Annotated in this window: 9 protein-coding genes; 1 reads left to right on the plus strand and 8 read right to left on the minus strand. The window is 76.4% G+C overall.

Features of this window, described 5'->3' with window-relative positions:
* The 8 genes from ABTZ99_RS40115 to ABTZ99_RS40150 all read right to left on the minus strand — a co-directional run bounded on the left by ABTZ99_RS40115 (position 1) and on the right by ABTZ99_RS40150 (position 15,209).
* Complete coding sequence (locus ABTZ99_RS40115) at positions 1-831, minus strand: SDR family oxidoreductase (RefSeq protein ID WP_499618263.1); 831 nt, start codon at positions 829-831, stop codon at positions 1-3.
* Positions 828-2,054 (minus strand): MFS transporter, encoded by a 1,227-nt coding sequence (locus ABTZ99_RS40120; protein WP_499618265.1) that lies wholly within the window; start codon positions 2,052-2,054, stop codon positions 828-830. The genes ABTZ99_RS40115 and ABTZ99_RS40120 overlap by 4 nt, the downstream gene beginning before the upstream one ends.
* Positions 2,051-5,023 (minus strand): condensation domain-containing protein, encoded by a 2,973-nt coding sequence (locus ABTZ99_RS40125; protein ID WP_499618266.1) that lies wholly within the window; start codon positions 5,021-5,023, stop codon positions 2,051-2,053. The genes ABTZ99_RS40120 and ABTZ99_RS40125 overlap by 4 nt, the downstream gene beginning before the upstream one ends.
* A complete protein-coding gene (locus tag ABTZ99_RS40130) occupies positions 5,020-6,111 on the minus strand; it encodes a MupA/Atu3671 family FMN-dependent luciferase-like monooxygenase (protein ID WP_499618268.1) in 1,092 nt (363 codons plus the stop codon). The genes ABTZ99_RS40125 and ABTZ99_RS40130 overlap by 4 nt, the downstream gene beginning before the upstream one ends.
* Positions 6,108-9,020, minus strand: coding sequence for a type I polyketide synthase (locus ABTZ99_RS40135; protein ID WP_499618270.1), 2,913 nt, complete (start codon positions 9,018-9,020; stop codon positions 6,108-6,110). Before ABTZ99_RS40135 ends, ABTZ99_RS40130 begins: the two co-directional genes overlap by 4 nt.
* A complete protein-coding gene (locus tag ABTZ99_RS40140; protein WP_499618271.1) occupies positions 9,017-11,956 on the minus strand; it encodes an amino acid adenylation domain-containing protein in 2,940 nt (979 codons plus the stop codon). The genes ABTZ99_RS40135 and ABTZ99_RS40140 overlap by 4 nt, the downstream gene beginning before the upstream one ends.
* Complete coding sequence (locus ABTZ99_RS40145; protein ID WP_499618273.1) at positions 11,953-14,889, minus strand: non-ribosomal peptide synthetase; 2,937 nt, start codon at positions 14,887-14,889, stop codon at positions 11,953-11,955. Before ABTZ99_RS40145 ends, ABTZ99_RS40140 begins: the two co-directional genes overlap by 4 nt.
* A 77-nt stretch (positions 14,890-14,966) precedes the next feature.
* A complete protein-coding gene (locus tag ABTZ99_RS40150) occupies positions 14,967-15,209 on the minus strand; it encodes a phosphopantetheine-binding protein (protein ID WP_498783216.1) in 243 nt (80 codons plus the stop codon).
* A 288-nt stretch (positions 15,210-15,497) separates the two neighbouring features.
* Between ABTZ99_RS40150 and ABTZ99_RS40155 the strand changes: the two genes are divergently transcribed.
* Positions 15,498-16,979: an amino acid adenylation domain-containing protein gene (locus ABTZ99_RS40155; RefSeq protein WP_498783214.1), complete on the plus strand. Its 1,482-nt coding sequence runs from the start codon at positions 15,498-15,500 to the stop codon at positions 16,977-16,979.
* Positions 16,980-17,259 lie beyond the last annotated feature (280 nt).

Here is a 17,259-nt window from a genome sequence, read left to right on the forward strand (position 1 = left end):
CTACCTCGCCGAGTAGCCGGCGTCGACGGTCACCACGGTCCCGGTCACGTGCCGCGTCTCGTCCGAGGCCAGCCACACCGCCGCCGCGGCCACGTCCGCCGGGTCGACCAGGGTGTTCATCGGCTGGTCGGCCAGGAACGCGGCCTCGTGCTCGGACACCGGCACGTCCAGGCTGCGCGCGATCTCCGACAGCATGCGGCCCTCCACGTCGGGGTCGTCGCGGACGTTGCCGGGGCACACGGCGTTGACCCGCACCCGCAGCGGCGCGAAGTCCAGCGCGGTCGCCTTCGTCAGGCCGACCAGGCCGTGCTTGGCCGCGACGTACCCGGCGAAGTGCCGGTAGCCGACCAGCCCGGCGGTGGAGGCGACGTTGACCACGCTGCCCGACCGCCGCTCCAGCATGGCCGGCGCGAACGCCGCGGTGACGCGCCAGGCGCCGCTCAGGTCCACGTCGAGCATCAGCAGCCACTCGTCCTCGGCGATCTCGTGCGCGGGCCTGCCCGACGGCGCGGCGACGCCCGCGTTGTTGACCACCGCGTCGACCGCGCCGAACCGGTCCAGCGCCGCGTCCGCCAGCCGGCGCACGGCGGCCAGGTCGCGCACGTCGGCGATCGACACCTGCACCTCGGCGCCGCGCTCGCGGCACAGCTCGGCGGTGTGCTCCAGCTGGCTCTCGGAGCCCAGCGGGTAGGGCACGCCCGGCACGTCGCGCGCCACGTCCACCAGCACCAGGTCCGCGCCCTCGGCCGCGAACGCCGTCGCGCACGCCCGGCCGACACCGCGCGCCGCCCCGGTCACGACCGCGACCTTGCCCGACAACCGCCCCGTCACCGCCGCGCCCCCTCGTCCGCCCCGTGCACGTCCAACCGGCGCAGCGCGGGCAACCGCAGCGCCACCGCCACCAGCACCAGGTAGACCGCCGCGAACCCGGCCAGCGTCCAGCGCAGTCCCACGCCCTCCACCGACCACCCGGCCGTCAGCACGCCGACCGGCACCGCGGCGAAGGCCGCCGCTCCCGTCAGCCCGAACACCCGGCCGTGCAACGCCTCGGGCACCCGCTCCTGCATCACGGTCGTCAGCAGCGGGTTGAGCGGGCCGCTCGCCAGCCCCACCAGGAACGCCAGCACCGCCATCAGCGGCACGCCGGGCAGCAGCACCATCACCACCCGCAGCGCGGCCACCACCGCGAAGCAGCCGACGAACGTCGCGTACCGGTGCCGCAGCGGGCCGCGACTGGCCGGCGCGTACCCGAACGTGCCCACGACCGCGCCCAGCCCGCCCGCCGCCAGCAGCCAGCCCAGGGCGCGCACGTCGTGGGCCACCTCCGTGGCGTAGACGGGCAGCAGCACGGGCGCGAACGCGTCGTCCACGAAGTTGGTCACCACCACCACGGCCAGGATCGCGCCGATCACCGGGGTCGCGGCCACGAACGCGAAGCCCTCGCGGACCTGCCGGGCGAACCCGAGCCGCTCCTGCGCGGCCGGCGCGGTGGCGGGCACGCCGACCAACGTCACCAGGGCCGCCAGCAGGACGCACCCGGCGTCCAGGTAGAGCGTCGGCGCGGGGCCGACCGCCGCGACCAGCGCGGCGGCCAGCGGCGGGCCGAGGAGCAGCGCCAGCCGCTGCGCCGACTGGTGCACGGTGTTGGCGGTCTCCCGCCGCACCCGGGCCGCGTCCGCCAGCGGCGCGAGCTGGCTCAGCCGGGCGGTGCCGGCGGGCGTCGCGGCCACCGCCCGGCCGAACAGCAGGGCCAGCAGCACCGGCAGCGGCAGGCCGACCGTGCCGTGCAGCAGCGGGACGGCCGCGGTGGCCACGGCGGCCAGCAGGTCGGACACCACACCCACGCGACGGCCGCCGAACCGGTCGACCAGCACGCCGCCGACCGCGCCCGCGAACACCAGCGGGAGGGTGTTGGCGAACCCGGCCAGCCCGGTCTGCCCCGCGCTGCCCGTCTCCTCCAGCACGTACAGCGGCACCGCGACCAACGAGACCGCGTTGCCGAACCACGACAGGTAGTTGGCGCTCAGCAGCGCCACCAACGGCCGCCGGCTCACCGCGCGCCCCGCCGGGCCCGGCTCAGCTCGGCGAACAGCCGGTCCATCCGGGTGTCGGGGATCCCGGTCTCGCCCGGCACGTCGTCGTCGGGCGACACCACGTCCCGGAACGCGGCCGCGGTCCGGTCGGCGACCTCGCGCACGACCGCCTCCGGCACGGCGCGCGGGCTGAACCGCCAGCGGAACACCAGGTTCCCCGACTCCAGCGCCGCGACGACGTCCAGCTCGGTCGGCCGGGTGAAGTCGTCGTTGTCGGAGGGCCCCAGTTCCGCGACCCGGGTCAGGTACCCCGCACCGGGGCCGGTGAGCGCGCCCAGGTAGTTGAAGCTCACCGCGGGCGTCACGTCCGCGAGCACCGGGTCGGGCCCGGCCCGCAGCAGCCCGAACCCCTTTCCGCCGTCGGGCACCGCGCGCAGCGCCGCACCGACCGCGGCCAGGTCGTCGGCCGGGTCGCCACCGGTCACCGGCAGCACCACGGGGTACGAGCAGGCGTGGAAGCCCACCGCGCGGTCGGCGTCCCACTCCGGCAGCGCGGCCGGCGTCTCCCGGCCGGGCCCCACCACCATGAGCACGACCCGCTCGGTCCACGGCCGCAAGGCGCGCGCCACCGCCGTCGCCGCCTCCGCGCGGTACGTGCCCGGTCCGGGCAGCGGCACGACGGTCTCCAGCTCGACCACGTCACCCTGCCTCGTGGGCTCGCCGGTGCCCCAGGTGAACGGCGTGACGGCCTCCTGCTGCGCCCGCCAGTACCCCTCCTGCGGCCGTGCGGACACCTCGCGCAACGCGGCGGAGTGCGCCGCCGGCGCGACGGGCTCGGGCACGAGCGCGCCACCGGCGTAGGCGCGGGCCAGGTCGTCCACGACCACGGCCCACGACAGGCCGTCGATCACCAGGTGGGCCGCGGTCAGCACGACCCGGTCCGGCCCGAGCGCGCACGCGGCGAACAGCGGACCCTCCGCCACGTCGAAGCCCGCGCGCTGCGCCGCCGCGACCTCTTCCGGCGTCCCGCCGGCGGACACCCGCCAGTCCCAGCGGTCACCCGTGCGGACGACCCACTCCTCGCCCTCGCGGGTGAAGCGCGAGAGGAGGCCGGGGTGCGCGGCGACCACGGCGGCGACCGCGTCCCGCAGCCGTGCGTGGTCCAGCGGCTCGGGCGCCGCCAGCACCGCGGTGTGCGCCCAGCGCTCGACCCGGGGCAGCCCGGCCCGCAGCAGCAGGTCCTGCTCGGGTCCGGCGGGCGCGACGTCGGCGGCGGGGCGCGGGGCCTCACCCTTCGCGGCTTCCGGCAACGCGGCCAGACCGCCCAGCGTCGGCCGGGCGAACACGTCGCGCACGGTCGCCGCGAACCCGGCGGCCCGCAGCCGGTCCACCAACCGGACGGCCAGCACCGACGTCCCGCCGTGCTCGAAGAACACGTCCTCCGGCGCGGCGTCGGCCCGGCCGAGCACCTCCTGCCACGCCCGCCGCGCCAGCTCCAGCCGATCGGCGTCCGCGGCGACGGACCGCGTCGGGACGGCCAGCACCGGGGGCGGCGGCGCGGCGACCACCGCCCGCGACCGCAGCGGCGTGCCGGGCTCGTCGACGAACACCTCGACCAGGCGCAGCAGCCGGCGGGTCAGCCGGTCCACGGTGGCCGCGTCGAACAGGGCGGTGCGGTACTCGAACCGCCCGTAGAGCACGTCGCCCGCCTGCCACCAGCCGACCGTGATGTCCATCGGCGACACGCCGTCCTTGACGCCGTTGGCGTACACCTCGGCGCCGGGCACCTGGAAGATCGTGTCGTCGAAGTCCAGCACCAGGTGCATCGTCTGCAACAGGGGGTAGCGGGTCGCCGAGCGGTCCGGTGACACCGCGGCCACGATCTCGGCGAACGGCACCTCCCGGTGCTCGGCGACGGCCGCCGAACCGGCCGCGGTCGCGGCCAGCACGTCGTCCGGGGTCGGGCGCTCGGGCAACCGCACCCGCACCGGCACGTTCGTCAGCAGGAAGCCGATGAGGTCCTGGGTCTCCGGCCGACCGCGGGTGACGCTGGGCAGCCCGATGGACAGGTCCCGCTGACCGGTCTCCTCGAACAGCAGCGCCGCGTAGACGGCGAGCAGCGACGTCGCCAGCGTGGTCCGCCGCGCCCTGGTGTGCCGCAGGAACGCCGCGCCGACCCGTTCGTCGAGCCGGAACTGGTGGTGCGCGCCGGCGTGGTCGTCGGTGTCCGGCGAGCCGTCGTAGGGCAGCGGCAACGAGGTCGGCGCGCCCGCCAGGTAATCGCGCCAGAACTCCCGGTGCCGGCGGCCCGCGTCGCCCGCGAACAGCTCCCGCTGCCAGTGCGCGAAGTCGCCGAACTGCACCGGCAGGTCGGGCACGTCGGGCGCGCGTCCCTCCAGCGCCGCGCGGTAGTGCTCCAGCAGCTCCCGGTTCAGCCGGACGTAGGACCACTGGTCGGTGACCGAGTGGTGCATGGTCTCGCAGACCTGGTGCTCGTCGTCGGACAGGTGCACCACGCCGAGCCGCAGCAGCGGACCGGCGCCGAGGTCGAACGGCGTGCCCACCTGCTCGGCGACGAACTCGGCCAGCCGGCGCTCCCGGTCCGGCGCGCCGCGCAGGTCCAGTTCGCGCACGGCCACCGGCGCGTCCGGGCGCACCCGCAGCTCCGGCCGCCCGTCCCGCACCTCGACCGTGCTGCGCAGCAGCTCGTGCCGGCGGACCACGGCCCGTGCGGCGGCGACCAGGGCCGGCACGTCCAGCCTGCCCCGGAACCGCAGGCCGAAGCTGAGGGAGTACGTGGTGGCGCCCGGGTCCAGCCGGTCGAGCACCCACAGCCGCTCCTGGTCCAGCCCCAGCGGGAACCGCTCGCGCGGGCCGGGACGCGGTGCGAGCGGCGGTCCGGCCTTGGCCGCGGCGAGGCGTCCGGCGAGCGCGGCGCGCTGCGCCGGGGTCAGCCTGGCCAGTCGCGCGTCGATCGCGTCGGTGCTCATGCCGCCTCCTCGTCCGACACCAGTGCGGTCAGCGCGGGCAGCCCCGCCAGCACGTCGGCCGCGGGCAGGCCGAAGTCCACCAGGCACCCCACCTCGTCCGCGCCCGCCGCCGCCAACCCGCGCAGCGTCGACCGGGCCTTGTCGCGGTCGCCCAGCAGCGACAGCGGGCCGTGCAGGTAGCTGCGGAACGCCTCCTCCAGCAACACCTCGTCCGTGGCGCCACCGGTCTGCCTGCGGAACGCGGCCAGGTAGCGGTGCATCGCCGGGCGCAGGAACTCCTCCAGGTCCGGCCGGTCGCTGACGTGCGCGTGGACCATCACCACCACGTCGCCGTCGCCGTCGTGTCCGGCTTCCCGCCACGCCTGCCGATAGCGGGCGACGTTGTCGCGCAACGTCGGTAGGGTCTGGCCCAGCAGCGCGGTCATCACGCCGCAGCCGGTGCGGCCGGCCTCGACGAACGTCGCCGGGTTGCCCGCGGCGGTCAGCCACACCGGCAGGGTCGGCTGCACCGGGCGCGGGCTCACGCGCACCTCGGCGTCGCCGCCCGCGGTGGTGGGCAGGCGCACCACGTCACCGCGCCACAACCGGCGCACCAGGTCCACCGCCTCCGCGGTCACCTCGCGCCGCCGGTCGAAGCCCGACCGGGCCAGCACGAAGTCGTCCGGGTGCCAGCCGCTGGCGAACGAGACGCCGACCCGGCCGCCGGACAGGTTGTCCACCAGCGCCCAGTCCTCGGCCACCCGCACCGGGTGGTGCAGCGGCGCGGCGACGCTGCCGGCGTGCACGCGCAGGCGAGTGGTGCGCGCCGCCACGGCCGCGGCCAGCACCGCCGGGTTCGGCGAGAAGCCGCCGAAGTCCACGAAGTGCCGCTCCGGCAGCCAGACCGCGTGCAGCCCCGCCCGGTCGGCGGCCGTCGCGGCGGTCAGCACCAGGTCGTAGTAGTCGGCCGCGGCCATGCTGTCGGCGCTGGCGAAGAAGTACAGGCTCAACCGCTTCGGCAGCGGTCCCGCCTGCGCGCCCAACCTCTCCCGCAGCCGCCGCCGCTGCTCGGGCGACAGGGCGCGCAGCCGTTGCGCCGGTGTGGTCATCGCTGCGCCTCCTCCTCGGCTTCCAGCTCGTCCAGCAGCCTCAGCAGCTCCTCGTCGTCGCGGCCCGCCACGATCTCGCGCACCCGCGCGACGAAGTCGCCCAGCGTCGAGCACTCGTAGAGGTCGTGCAGCCGGACGTCGAGCAGCAGGTCCTCGTTGACCGCCGCGACCAGGTGGGCGGCCTGCAACGACGTGCCGCCCAGCTCGAAGAAGTTGTCCTCCGGCCGCAGCGGCGGTCCGCCGAAGGCGCTGTGCCACAAGGCGATCACCCGGTCCTCCAGGTCGTCGGCGGGCACGGGCGTCACCACCTCGGGCCGCGGGGGCGGTGCGTCCTGCTCGTCGCCCAGCCAGTGCACCCGGTCGGCGAACGGGTAGGTCGGCAGCGGGACCGGGCGGGTCGGCGGCGCGGGCATGGTCGGCGTGAGGCCCGCCGTCCACGTGCGGGCGATGGCCTCGGCGTGCCCGCGCGGCTCGTCGACCGCACCGCGCCCGCCGAACAAGTCCAGCACCAGCGGCGCGAGCCCGGCGGCGCGGGCCGCCTGGCGTGCCAGCCTGCCGACCGCGCCGTCCCGGTCCAGGGCCACCACGACGTCCGGCCGGTGGTCGAGCAGCGCGCGGACGCAGTCGTGGAACCGGACGGTGCGGCGGACCTGCGCACCCCAGTACGCGGGATCGGTGGCCTGGTCGGCGGTGAGCACGTCGCCGGTCGTGTTCGACAGCACCACGTGCCGCGGCGCGGACAGCGGGATGGTCGTCAGGAAGCGGGTGAACTCCTCGGCGGCCTCGGCCATGTCGACGGAGTGGAACGCGTGCCCGGCGGACAGCCGGGTCGCCTGGACGCCCCGTTCCCGGCACCGCCGCACCACGGCCTCGACCGCTGCCGGCCGACCGCCGAGCACGGTGTTGTCGGGCGCGTTGACCACGCACACCTCCACGGCGTGCCCGTCGGCCAAGGCGCGGGCCTCCTCCTCGCCCAACCGCACCGCGACCATCGCGCCGGCGGGAGCCGCTTCCATCACCGCGCCGCGCGCCACGACCGCGCGGGCCGCGTCGGCGAACGAGAACACCCCCGCGTGGGCGGCGGCCACCAGCTCGCCGACGCTGTGGCCGAGCAGCAGGTCCGGCCGCAACCCCCGGTCGGCGAGCGTGCCCAAGGCCGCCCACTGCAAGGCGAACAGCAAGGGCTGGACCACCGCCGTGCGGCCGAACCGGCGGTCGTCCGGCGACCAGTCGGCGAGGTCGTGCAACACCGGGCCGCCGCCTTCGCGCACCGCGTCGGCCGCGAGGTGGAAGGCCCGGCGGAACCCGTCGTGCCGCAGCATCCCGATCCCCGCGACGCGACCACCCTGACCGGGGAGCAGCAGCGCGAACCCGGGCTCCGGCACGGCTTCGCGCACACCGTCCAGTTCGGACAGACGGGTGCGCAACGAGCCGCGATCACCCGCCACGCCCGCCCACCGCCAGGTGAGCTGCCGACGGTGGTGCCACAGCGCGGCGGCGACCTCGGGCAGGGGAGTGGACCCGGTGTCGAGCCACGCGGCCAGCCGACGCCCCTGCTCGCGCAGGGCTTCCTCGGTCGCGGCGGACAGGACGACGGGGGAGAGGTCGGCCGGCTCCGTGCGGGTTTCGGCCGATTCCCGGCTGGGCTCTGCGGTGCCGTCGGTCGGGGGTGTGGCCGACTCTTGATCGGCGGCGGCCGGATCGGCCAGGACGACGTGCGCGTTGGTGCCGCCCAAGCCGAACGAGCTGACCGCCGCCCGGCGCGGCGAGCCCGCGGGCCACGCCACGGCCTCGCGCGGCAGGAAGAGGTCCGGGCCCAGCTCCACGTCGGGACCGTCGCCGGGCTGCCGGGGCGTCGGCGGCACGATGCCGTGGTGCAGCGCCAGCACCGCCTTGACCAGGCCGACGACCCCGGCGGCGGTGTCGGTGTGGCCCACGTTCGCCTTCACCGCGCCCAACGCGCACCGCCCGCCCCGGTACACCTCCGCCAACGCCGACAGCTCCACCCGGTCGCCCAGCGCCGTCCCGGTGCCGTGGGTCTCCACGAACCCGACGTCCGCACCGGTCAGCCCGGCCACCTCCAACGCCTCCCGCAGCACGGCCGCCTGCCCGCGCGGGCTCGGCGCGACCAGGCTCATCCGGTCCGCGCCGTCGTTGTTCACCGCCGTGCCGACGATGTGCGCCAGCACCGGCTCACCCGGCCGCACGTCCGCCGCCCGCCGCAGCACCACCACCCCCGCGCCGCCGGCGGGCACGGTGCCGCCGCTGCCCTCGGTGAACGGGCGGCAGCGCCCGTCCGCCGCCGTGATCCCGCCCTCCACCGGCGTGTAGCGGCCCGCCAACGGCAGCTGCACCGTCACCCCGCCCGCGAGGGCCACGTCGCACTCGTAGGTCAGCAGCGCCCGCACCGCCTGGTGCACCGCCACCAACGAGGTCGAGCACGCGGTCTGCACGGTCATGCTCGGCCCGGTGAAGCCCAACCGGTAGGACAGGCCGGTGGCCAGGAAGTCCCGGTCGTTGCCCAGCCGCACCTGCTGCTCCCCGGTCACCCGCACCACGTCCGCGGCGGGCAGCACGTTGCGGTGCAGGTAGGTGTCGGGACCGCTGCCCGCGAACACGCCCACCACGTCGGACGACCGCGTGGTGTCGATCCCGGCCCGCTCCAACGCCTCCCAGGCCAGCTCCGTCAGCACCCGGTGCTGGGGGTCGGTCGCGGCGGCCTGGGCCGCCGACAGCCCGAACAACCCGTCGTCGAACTCCCGCACGCGCGGCGGCCGCCCGGCCACCGGCACGCCGTCCGGACCGGTCCCGGGCAACGACACCCGGCCCGCCACCAGGTTGTCCCAGAACTGTTCGGGGGAACCGGCGCCGGGCACCCGCACCGCCAGCCCCACCACGGCCACGTTCACGTCCGCTCCCCTCGTCGTGTCCAGCCGGCCACCGCGCGGGCCCGCGCCGCACCGCGCCCCGACCCGGCCTCGGCCGGTCCGCCCCGGCGCAGGTGCGCGGCCAGCGACCGCGCCGTGACGTGCCGGAACAGGTCAGCCACCGCCACCGACGGGTACCGCTCCCGCAACGCCGCCGCCACGCGCAACAACTGCACCGAGCTGCCGCCCAGCTCGAAGAACGTGCTGTCCACATCGGACACCGGCCGGCCGAGCACGCGCGACCACAGCGCCAGCACGTCGGCCGCGTCCCGACCGCCGGGGTGCTCCGGCCGCAGGCGGGACGCCCACTCGGCCACCCGTGCGCGGTCGAGCTTGCCGTGCGGTGTCCGGGGCAGCTCGGGCACCACGTGCCAGGCCACCGGCACCATGGCCGGCGGCAGGAACCGGCGGGCGTGCGCGTCCAGGTCGTCGACCGGGCCGTCCGCCACCACGTACGCCACCAGCGCGGTCCGGTCGAACGCCGGCGCCACGACCGCCGCCCGCACCGCCGGGTGCTCCGCCAGCACGGCCTCCACCTCACCGGGCTCGACCCGCTGCCCCAGCACCTTGACCTGCGCGTCCACCCGCCCGACGAAGCGCAACCCCTCCACGGGGTCGACCAGGACCTCGTCGCCGGTGTCGTAGGCCCGGTCACCGCCGGGACCCGGGCGGAACCGGCGCGCGGTCATCCCGGGTTGCCGCCAGTACCCGGCCGCCACGCCCGCGCCCGACACCAGCAGCCGACCCGGCACGCCCAACGGCCGTGGGCGGTCGCGCGAGTCGACGACCAGGCAGCGCTCACCGGCCAGCGGACGCCCGATGTGCACGGGAACGCCCGGCCGCACCCGCCAGGCGGTGGACCACACCGTGGTCTCGGTGGGGCCGTAGCAGTTCCACACCGGTCCGGGCACCAGGGCGACGAGCGAGGCGGCCAGGTCGTCGGCCAACGGCTCACCGCCGACCAACAGGACGCCCAGCCCCGACAGGAACGCCCGGCCCGCGGGCTCGTCGGCCAGCAGGCGCGCCACGGTCGGCGTGCACTGGTACAACGCGCCTCGCCCGGCCACCGCGGTCACCCGGCGGTGGTCCGTGATCAGCACCGCGCGCCCGCGCGCGAGCGGCCACAGCAGCTCCAGCACGCTGATGTCGAACGACAGCGCCGTGGCCGCGACCACCACGCCGGGCGCGTCGGGCAGCAGCACGTCCAGCGCGCCGAGGAACGCGGCCACGTTCCCGTGGCGCACCTCCACGCCCTTGGGCCGCCCGGTCGAGCCGGACGTGTAGATCACGTACGCGGGCATCCCGGGGGTGATCCCCGGCAGGTCGGGCCCGTCGGCCGGCTCGTGCCGCACGGGCACCGACGGCACCCCGGGCAGCGCACCGCCCACCACCGTCCGAAGGTCCGCGTCGGCCGCCATGTGCGCCAACCGCTCCGCGGGGTGGTCCGGCGGCAGCGGCACGTACGCCGCGCCGGCGCGCAGCACGCCGAGCACCGCCACCGCCAGCTCCACCGACCGCGGCACCGAGATCCCGACCCGGTCGCCCGGTCGCACGCCCGTCGACACCAGCGCCCGCGCCAACGCCGCCGAGGCCGCCGACAGTTCCCCGTAGGTCAGCACGGCGCCCGCGTCGTCGCGCACCGCCACGGCGTCCGCCGGCGCGTCGGCCACCGACTCCGTCACCACGCGGGTCGGCCGCGGCGGCGGGCCTTCGCCCAACGCCGCCGCCAGCGCCCGGTCGGCCGGGCCCGCCAGGTCCACCGCGGCGACGGGCCGTCCGTCGAACGCGTCCAGCGCCCGCACCACCGCCTCGGCGAACCGGCCGGCCACCGGCGCGGCCACCACGTCCACGCGGTGCTCGACCACCAGCTCCGGCCCCGGCGCGAGCGTCACCGCCAGGTCGTACTCGGCGTCGCGCGGCGGTGGCGCGGGCGGCTCCTCCCACACCACGCCACCGGCCTCGACCCGTTGCGGCGCACCGGCTTCGGCGCACAGCACCCGGGTCAACGCCCGCCGCGGGCCACCTGCCGACGCCAGGTCCGCGATCTCCTCGAACGGCAGCGCCGCGTGCTCCACGGCGTCGAGCACCCCGTCCAGCGCACGGTCCAGCACGTCGGTGGTGTCACCGGTCAGGCGCAGCCGGACCGGCACCGTGTTCTGCAGGCAGCCGACGACCTCGTCATCACCCGGGCCGCGCCCGTCCACCGCGACGGCCACCAGCACGTCGTCGAGGTCGGCGTACCAGCCGAGGGCGAGCCCGAGCGCCGCGAGGACCTGCATGAACGGCGATGCGCCGGATGCGACCGCCCTCGCCCGCAACCGCCCCGCCGACAGCGGCAGCCGGACCACGCCCCGCCGCGGCTCGCCGCCCGTCCCCGTGACGGGCATCGCGGTGTCCTCCGGCGGCAGGTCGGCCAATGCCGCGGCCCAGTGCCGCCGGGCGGCCCCGGTGTCACCCGGCGGGGCGGGCTCGCGCGCCGGCACCTGGCCGCCCGCGTAACCGGCGGCCAGGTGCCGCAGCAGGATCGCGGTCGACGGCTCGTCGAACACCGCGTGGTGCACCGTGACGACCACGTCGGCACGCGCCGGACCGACGTGCGCCTCGATCGCGCACAACGGGCCGGTCCCGTGCGTGAACGGCCTCCGCACCGGCGTCACCACGTGGTCGGCCCCGACCGTCCGCACCACCAGCGGCACGTCCGCCACCTCGTGCACGCGCGCCCGCAGCCCGTCCGCTCCGGGGTGCAGCGACGTGCGCAGCGCCGGGTGCGCGGCCAGCACCGCGCGCAACGCCGCGGCCAACCGGTCCGGGTCCAGCGCGCCGTGCGCCACGAAGTGCTTCACCAGCGTCCGGGTGTCGCCGCCGTCGCGCTGGTCCAGCAGGTAGAACCGGGTCTGCGCCGCGGTCGCGGCCTTCACGGCGCGCTCCGCCGCAGCACCCTGGCGAGCCTGCGCACGGTCGAGTGGCGGAAGATGTCGCGCAGCTGCACCGAGTCGAAGCCGGACTCGCGCAGCGCCGTGTTGAGCCGGACCGCGAGCAGCGAGTTGCCGCCCAGCTCGAAGAAGTTGTCGTCCGGCCCGACCGCGGTGCCCATCAGCCGTTCCCAGATCTGCCGGACGCGGGCCTCCACCGCGTCGGACGGCGGTGGTGGCGGCGCGGCGGCGGACGCGGCGGCGCGGGGCGGGGGCAGCCGATCGGGGTCGAGCTTGCCGTTCGCGGTCAGCGGCAGCGCGTCCACCTCGGTGACCGTCGCGGGCACGAGGTAGTCGGGCAGCCGCGCCGCCAGCGAGGCGCGCAGGTCCGGGGCCGGCCGCGTGGTCACCGCGTAGGCGTCGAGCCGGGCCGTCGCGGTGTCGTCGCCGGAGCGGCGCACCACGACCGCCGCAGCCGTCACCCTCGGGTCGGCCAGCAGCGCGAACCGGACCTCGCCCGGCTCGACCCGGTGGCCGCGGATCTTCACCTGCTCGTCGAGGCGGCCCAGGTGCAGCAGCCTGCCGTCCTCCAGGTACCGGCCCCGGTCGCCGCTGCGGTAGCGCCGCGCGCCCGCGTCGGCGGGACCGAACCGGGCCGCGGTCAGCCCCGGCCGGCCCAGGTAGCCCAGCGTCACCCCGGAGCCGCCGACGTGGAGCTCGCCCGCGACGCCGGGCGGGACCGGCCGCCCGCGCCCGTCGAGCACGTGCAGCTCCCACCCCGGCAGCGGCCGGCCCACCGGTGCCGGTCCGGCCAGCGCGTCCGCGCGGGTCACGTCGTGCCACGTGCAGTGCACCGTGGTCTCGGTGATGCCGTACATGTTCACCACCCGGCACCGCCGCCGCGGGTAGGCGTCCAGCCACGGCAGCAGCACGCGCGCGTCCAGCGCCTCGCCGCCGAACACCAGCAACCGCACCGACAGGTCGCCGGGACCGGGCGGCAGCTGCGCGAACGCCGACGGCGTCTGGTTGAGCACCGTCACCCGCTCCCGCGCCAGCAGGTCGTGGAACGCCGCCGGGTCGCGCGCCGTCCAGTGCGGCACCACGACCAGCCGTCCCCCGGTGAGCAGGCAGCCCCACAGCTCCCACACGGAGAAGTCGAACGCGGGGGAGTGGAACAGCGTCCACACGTCGTCCGGGCCCAGCCCGAACTCCTCGGACGTGGCCGCGAGCAGCGCCACGACGTTGCGGTGCGTGGCCACGACGCCCTTGGGCCGGCCGGTCGAGCCCGACGTGTAGACGACGTAGGCGGGATCGGTGTGCCGCGACCCCGGCAGCTCCGCGACGCCGCGCGAGTCGACCGGGACCGCGGTCGCGCCGGGCACGCCCGCGGTGTCGCCGATCACCACCCGCACCCCGCTGTCGGACACGGCGAACGCGGTGCGCCCGGCCGGGTGGCCGGGGTCCAGCGGCACGTACGCGGCGCCCGCCTTCAGCACGGCCAGCAGCGCGACCACCAGCCGCGGGTCGCGGTCCAGCCGGACGCCGACCCGGTCGCCCGGCGCGACACCCGCCCCGACCAGTGCCCGGGCCAGGCCGGTGGCCCGGTCGTCCAGCTCCGCGTAGGTCAGCGAACCGCCCTCGCCGGTCACCGCGACCCGGTCCGGCCCCGACCGGACGCGCGCGGCGAACAGCTCCGGGATCGTGGCCGCGGGCACCGCGCGCGGCTGCGACCGGCCCAGCGCCAGGGTCGCGGCCAGGTCGGGCTCGGCCATGGTCGGCACGGCGTGCACCGGCGTGCCGGGGTCGTCGGCGAACGCCCGCAGCACCACGGCCAGTTGCCGGCAGAACCGCTCGGCCGCGGCCCGGCGCAGCACCGCGGTCTGGAACCGCAGCAGGCCGTGCGCGCCGCCGTCCGGCTCGTCGGCCACGTACAGGGTCAGCGGGAACTGCGCCGCGCCCAGGTCCACGTCGGTGCCCCCGGCCCGCGGCACGACCACGCACCGCGGCGCGTGGGCCGACACGGCCGACAGCGGGAGGTCCGCGGTCCGGTAGGAGGCCAGGCAGCGCTCGTGCGCGCCGCGCAGCAGGGTCGCCAGGTCGACGTCCTCGTCCACCGGGATCGGCACGGCCACGGTCGCGCCGAAGTAGCCGATGGTGTCGGCGTGCCGGGCCGACCGGCGCGACACGTTGGTGCCCAGCACGGGCGCCCGCGCGCCGCTGTTGCGGGCCAGCACGACGGCCGCCGCGGCGAGCACCGCGCTGTGCGGCGTGACGCCCAGCGCGGCGGCGTTGCGGCGCACCGCCTGCCACGTCCGCGCGGGCAGGCGCAGGTCGGCCCGGTCGCCCGAGGTGCGGCCCGCGCCGGGGTCGCCCTGGCCCCACTCCAGCGAGAAGTCCGGGTCCGCGTCGCGCAACGACTCGCGCACGGCCGCCACGCGTGCCGGGTCGGGCGGCACGGACACCCGCTCGGCCCACGCGCGGTAGCCCTCCACCGGCTCCGGCCGCTGCCCGTCGAGCAGCCAGCGCGCCATCAGCTCGGTCGACCGCTCGTCGGTGACCAGGTGGTGCGCCACCAGCACCAGTTCCGCGGCGCGGTCCGGGTGTCGCAGCAGGACGGCGCGCAGCAGCGGCCCGCGGTGCGGCGCGAACGGCCGGGAGCACTCGCGGCGCACCGCGTCCGGCCCCGCCGCCGAACGCACGTGCAGCACCGGCTGCCGCGCGGGCACCCAGTGGCCGCCCTCGGCGTCGAACGCCACCCGTGCGGCCAGGAGCGGGTTGGCGGCGACCATCGCCGCCAGCCGCCGGGACAGCTCGGCGGCGTCGAGGTCGGCGGGCACCCGGTGCACCGAGGCGGCGTGGTAGGTGGCGACGTGGTCGGCGTTCTGGTCGGCGACGTAGAGCTCGGTCTGGTTGGGCGTGAGCGGCCAGCGGTCGGACATGGCGATCCCCCGACGATGACGAGACCGGTGCCGTGCGGGACGGGAGGGGCAGGACGGGGCGGGGCGGGACGCTCGGCTCAGCCGCGCGGCCCGGCGGGTTCCGCGCCGGTCACCAGCAGCCGCAGCGCGTCGAGCCCGTCCGCTTGGAGCACGTCGAGGTAGTCCAGGTCGCGCCCGGTCGCCTCGAACACCCGCGTGGCCAGCAGCACGGCCTTGAACGAGTCCCCGCCCGCCTCGATGAACCCCACCGCGGGATCGGTCGCCGGTCCGAGGACCTCCCGCCACAGGTCGAGCAGGAGTTCGTCACGGTCGAGCGCCACTATCGCATCCCCCTCGATCGGCACAAGACGATCCGGAAAGGGCTCACCGCAAATTCGACCGAGCCGGTCCCCGAACCGTCCGACAGTCAATTTCCCCATTCAGTCGGACCGTACCACAACGGATCGGGAGGGGAAGGGGTCCACGCGCCCAAGATCAATTCGGTGCACGTCGGGCGATCGGTCTCGACCGCGTTCCCGGGAATACGCCGTCCGGGTCCGCCGGCAATTTGTGGTTCACTGGCGGTCGGAGAAACCCGAAACGGACCGCGGTGGACCGGGAGGGCGCCAATGGGCGTGGTGTCGTTGTGGGACTTGTTCACCTCGAGCGCCGCCACGCACCGCGGGTTCGTGGCGCTCGAAGCGGAGGGCCGCAGGCTCACCTACGCGGAGTTGGCGCGGGCCGCCGAGCGGGTGGCGGGTCTGGTCGGGCGGGCCAACGGCGGACCGCCCGCGCGCCTGGGCCTGCTCGCCGCGCGCGGCGTGGTGGCGTTCACCGGCTACCTGGCGGCCGTGCGCCTGGGCGCGGCCGTGGTGCCGCTCAACCCGGCGTTCCCGCGGGCGCGCAACGAGCTGTTCGCGCGTGCGGCCGGCGTCGACCTCGTGCTCGCGGACGCGGCCGACACCGCGCAGCTCAGCGCCCTGGGCGGTGGTCTGGCCCTCACCCCGGACGAGGCGCTGACCGGTCCGGTCGCCCCGGCGCCTGCCCGCGACGACCCGGACCCGCTGGTCTACGTGGTGTCGACCTCGGGCTCGACGGGCCGGCCCAAGGGCGTGCCGATCCGGTGGCGCAACCTGCTGCCCTGGCTCCGGTTCAACGGGCCGCGGCGCGGCATGGCGGCGGGCGACCGGGTGTCGCAGACCTTCGACCTCACCTTCGACCCGTCCGTCGCGGACATGTGGCTGGCGTGGACGGCCGGCGCGACGCTGGTCGTGCCCGAGCCGCACGAGGTGCTCAAACCGGTCGGGTACGTGCGCGACCGCCGCATCACGCACTGGTGGTCGGTGCCGTCGACGATCGCCGTCGCGGAACGGCTGGAAGGGCTCGAACCGGGCAGCATGCCGACGTTGCGGCGCAGCGTGTTCGGCGGGGACCGGCTGCTGCCCGGCCAGGCCGCGCGGTGGCGGCGGGCCGCGCCGAACAGCCGCCTGCTGAACTCCTACGGCCCCAGCGAGGTGACGATCTCCGTCAGCAGGCACGAGCTCACCGGGGACGAGGACGGGCTGCCCACGGTGCCGATCGGCCGGATCTACCCGCACATGGAGCACGTCGTGCTGGACGAGGACGGCCGGCCGGCGCCGGTGGGCGAGCTGTGCGTGCGCGGGCCGCAGCGGTTCGACGGCTACCTCGACCCGGCGGACAACGCGGGCCGGTTCACGGCCTGGGAGGGCGGCCGCGCGCGGGTGTTCGAGGACCGCGTGCCGACCGACCGGCATTGGTACCGGACCGGCGACCGGGTCGCCGAGGAGAATGGCCGGCTGCTATTCCTTGGTCGCGTGGACAACCAGGTGAAAATTCGTGGTTACCGCATTGAGCCGGGTGAGGTGGAATCTGTTCTGTGTCGTCACCCGGATGTCCGCGATGCGGTGGTGAATGCGGTCACGCAAAGCGATCGGACGGATCTCGTCGCCCGTTACACGGGTAATCCGGTGCCGGTGAGTCACCTGATCGACCTAGTGCGCGAGCACCTGCCCCCCTACATGCTCCCGCACCGCTTCGAGCACTGCGACGAGCTGCCGCTGAGCCCGAACGGAAAAATCCTCCGGACGTGACACGCGTCGGATCCGCGCGCGACACGGACCGGTAGCGCGGAGATCGTGCCGCGGTTCCCCGGCCGGGGGAGGGCCGGGCGGCCACCGTGGCGCGGTCGAGGCACCGCACCGACCGCGGGCCGGTGGCGGAGGGTCGACCGGCTCCGATCGGGGCCGAGGCGACGGCCCGGAACCCGGTCGGATCCGGGATGCTGTTGGCGAATGCGCCCCGTCAGCTTTGGCTGGCGGGGCGCAGCGCTGCGAAGTGCGATGTCCGGGTCGACGCGTGTGGTGTCCCCGC

It is taken from the genome of Actinosynnema sp. NPDC002837, assembly GCF_040295345.1.
Lineage (GTDB): Bacteria > Actinomycetota > Actinomycetes > Mycobacteriales > Pseudonocardiaceae > Actinosynnema.